Annotated in this window: 3 protein-coding genes; 2 read left to right on the forward strand and 1 reads right to left on the reverse strand. The window is 72.2% G+C overall.

Annotated features, from left to right (window positions below; genetic code table 11):
- A partial coding sequence (locus HKK72_RS37440; protein ID WP_187239131.1) for an aminotransferase class V-fold PLP-dependent enzyme occupies window positions 1–976 on the forward strand: 976 nt, incomplete at its 5' end.
- Window positions 977–1,150: 174 nt separating this feature from the next.
- Window positions 1,151–2,860 carry an AMP-binding protein gene (locus tag HKK72_RS37445; protein WP_187239132.1) on the forward strand — a complete coding sequence of 570 codons (1,710 nt, stop codon included), beginning with the start codon at window positions 1,151–1,153 and terminating at the stop codon, window positions 2,858–2,860.
- A 68-nt stretch (window positions 2,861–2,928) separates the two neighbouring features.
- Here the strand turns inward: HKK72_RS37445 and HKK72_RS37450 are convergent.
- The coding region (locus tag HKK72_RS37450) for a hypothetical protein (RefSeq protein ID WP_187239133.1) at window positions 2,929–3,616 on the reverse strand (688 nt) is incomplete at its 5' end.

Genomic DNA, 3,616 nt, shown 5'->3' on the forward strand with positions numbered 1-3,616 from the left:
CTATGGCCTGCCGCCCCGGCCGGCCTGGTCGGCCCTGCAGCTGGCACTGGACGAATGGCGGCGCGGCGCCGTCTCGTGGGAGGGCTGGGACGGCTCGATCGCCCGGGCCCGCGCGGGCTTCGCCCGCCTCGTCGGCGTCGGGGCGGGTGACGTCGCGATCGGCGCCAACGTCTCCGGCCTGCTGTCGGTGGTCGCGGCCGGGCTGCCGGACGGCGCCAGGGTCGTGGTGCCCGAGATCGAGTTCACGTCGAACCTGTTCCCCTGGCTCGTGCACGCAGACCGTGGCGTGGAGATCGTCACGGTGCCGCTGGATGAGCTGGTCGGCGCGATCGACGAACGCGTCGATCTGGTGGCCTTCAGCGTCGTGCAGTCGGCGACCGGCGAGCCGTCGCCCGCCGATGACGTCATCGAGGCGGCCCGCGCCCACGGTGCCCTGGTCGTGGCCGACGCGACCCAGGCGTGCGGGTGGCTGCCGGTCGACGCGAGCCGGTACGACGTGCTCGCGTGCGCGGCGTACAAGTGGCTGATGGCACCGCGCGGCGCCGCCTTCTGTTACATGGCGCCGGCGTTGCGCGACCGGCTGCGGCCGTTGCAGGCCGGGTGGTACGCGGGCGAGGAACACGCCTACTACGGGCCGCCACTGCGGCTCGCGGAGTCGGCGCGGCGGTTCGACACCTCCCCCGCCTGGTTCTCGTACGTCGGGGCGGCGCCCGCGCTGGAGCTGCTGAACGACATCGGAGTCGACCGCGTCCACGACCACGACGTCGCGCTCGCCAACCGGTTCCTCGCCGGCCTCGGCCTGCCACCGGGCGACAGCGCGATCGTCAGCGTCGACCTGCCGGGCGCGCGCGAGCGGCTCGCGGCGGCGGGCGTACGGGCGGCGGTGCGGGACGGGCGGCTACGCGCGTCGTTCCATCTCTACACGACCGACGCCGACGTCGACGAGGCGCTGAACGCCCTGAGCGACCTGCGCTGAAGAACGCCGGGCGGATGCCGCGGGCGGCACCCGCCCACCTGTCGAGTGACGTGTCGATGGCGGATTGTGACGTAATACATACCATCCGCATATATGGTTTGAGACTGGTTACGAAGCCGAGAAGGGCGAACAATCCGGGATACTTTTGACCGCATGCCAGGATTGGAATGAGGGATGACCACCCCGTATGACAGCAGGCCCTGGCTGCGCTTCTACCCGTCCGGCGTTCCGACCGATGTGGACGTGCCCGACGTCCCGCTGACCCGGCTGCTCGACGATGCCGCCGACCGGTTCCCGCGCCACGCCGCTCTGGCCTTCCTCGGGCGGAGCATGACGTACCGGCGCCTCCTTCGGCAGGTCGACCGTTTCGCCGCCGCTCTGCACCGGCTCGGCGTGGCCAAGGGCGACCGGGTCGCGCTCATCCTGCCCAACTGCCCGCAAGAGGTCATCGCCTTCTACGGCACGCTGCGGCTGGGCGCCGTGGTGGTCATGCACAACCCCCTCTACACCGCCAGCGAGCTGCACCACCAGCTCGCCGACTCGGGCGCCCGCGTGGCCGTCGTACTCGACCGGATCCACGAGACGGTGGCCGAGGCGCTGCCCGGCACCGCGGTGGAGCGCGTGGTGGTCACGTCGCTGACCGAGTACCTGCCGCGGATGAAGCGGCTCATGCTCAGGCTTCCCCTGCGGAGGGCACGGCGGATCCGCGCGGAGCTCAGTGCCCCCGTGCCCGAGGAGTTCGGCGCGATCCCCTTCCAGGAGATGCTCGCGAAGGCCGAGCCGCGCCCGCAGGCGCTCCTCGACCCGTGGGTCGATCTGGCCGCGCTGCAGTACACCGGCGGCACCACCGGGCGACCGAAGGGGGCGATGCTGACCCACCGGAATCTGGTCGCCAACGCCCACCAGACCATCGCCTGGGACCCCGGCGTCCGGCCCGGCCGCGAGGTCACGATCGCCGTGGTGCCGCTCTTCCACGTGTTCGGCCTCACCATGTGCCTCATCTCGACCGTGCTGGCCGGCGGCACCGTGGTGCTCGTGCCCCGCTTCGACCTCGACCTCGTGCTAGGCGCCGTGCGGAAGTGGAAGCCGACCATCTTCCCCGGCGTACCGCCGATCTACCAGCAGCTCGCCGACGCTCCGAAGGCCCGCAAGGCCGGCGTCGGCGAGATCCGCGCCTGTGTCTCGGGCGCGATGAAGCTGCCGCGGCAGACGGTCGACGCGCTCTACAGGAACACCGGCGCCCGGGTGATCCAGGGTTACGGGCTGACCGAGACCTCGCCGGTGGCCCTCGCCAACCCGCTCGACGGCAACGCCAGGCACGTGTCGGTGGGCGTCCCGATACCGAGTACGTACGCGCGTCTGGTGGACGAGGAGGACTTCCGCCGCCCGGTGCCGGTGGGGCAGGCCGGTGAGCTGATCGTCCGTGGGCCGCAGGTCTTCAGCGGTTACTGGCGGCAGCGCAAGGAGACCGACGAGGTGCTGCGGGACGGCTGGGTGCGTACGGGTGACATCGCCGCGATGAGCCCGGACGGTTTCTTCACCCTGATCGACCGCAAGCGCGACGTCGTCATCGTCGACGGGTTCAACGTCTATCCGTCCGAGGTCGAGGACGTGCTGCTCGGTCACCCGGCCGTCGCGGAGGCCGCGGTGATCGGCGTGCCCGACACCCGCCACGGTGAGGCCGTCAAGGCCTATGTCGTGGTGCGCACCGACACGCTCTCCCCCACCGTCGACGAGCTCTTCGACCTCTGCCACCAGCGGCTGGCGAGCCACAAGGTGCCCGGCTCCATCGCGTTCCGGCCTGACCTGCCGCACAACATCCTCGGCAAGGTCCTGCGCCGGGTCCTGCGCGACGAGGCCACCACCCGGCTCCGCTTCCGCTGAGCCCTCGCCCCCGCCGCCTCCCGCCGCCTCCGAGAGGAGGAGGACGGACGGAGCGCGCGTGGGGCGGCTCAGCCCGGGGTGCCGAGGGTGTCGATGTTGGAGATCTTCCAGGCGCCGTCCTGGCGCACCGCGTCGACGGCGAGCATGGCGCCGGCATAGGTGGTCTGGTCGCCCGCCGTACGCGTGTTCCGCTGGTCGGCGAAGATCAATACCCGGGCGCGGCCGCCCTGCAGCATCGACACGCCGCTGTCGGTCACCGTCGTCGTCAGCACCGGCTTGTCCGAGGCGGCCTGTCGGCGCACCGGCCCGAACAACCGGTCGTACTGCCGGGCCGCCTTGCCGGTGAGGAGGCGCTTCGCGGCCTGCTCGGTCTTGGCGGGGTCGGCGTAGTCGTAGGAGAAGAGCGTGTTGACCGCGCTGGTGATCTGGCCCTTCGCCTCGCTGGTGCGCGCGTTGTCGGTCAGTGCCGTGTTGCGTGCCGGCGCGCCGTCGCGCAGCCCGTGCGCCTCCATGCCCGACCACACGGCGAAGCAGCCCAGGGCCACGGTCGCCATGCCGAGCACCGGCGGCAGCAGTGATCTCCACGACCGGCCGCTCTGGACGCGTGCCGCCGTCGCGCCGCCCTTCTCGGCACGGGCGTCCTCGGCCTCGGTCGCCGGGGTGGGCTCCGCGGCGGATCCGGGCGAGGCGACCGGCGCCGGATCGGTGTCCGGCGGCCCGGCGTCCCGGGCGGGCCGCCGGACCGCCTCGGCACCG

Origin of the sequence: Actinomadura sp. HBU206391, assembly GCF_014323665.1 — a bacterium.
GTDB lineage: Bacteria > Actinomycetota > Actinomycetes > Streptosporangiales > Streptosporangiaceae > Actinomadura_C.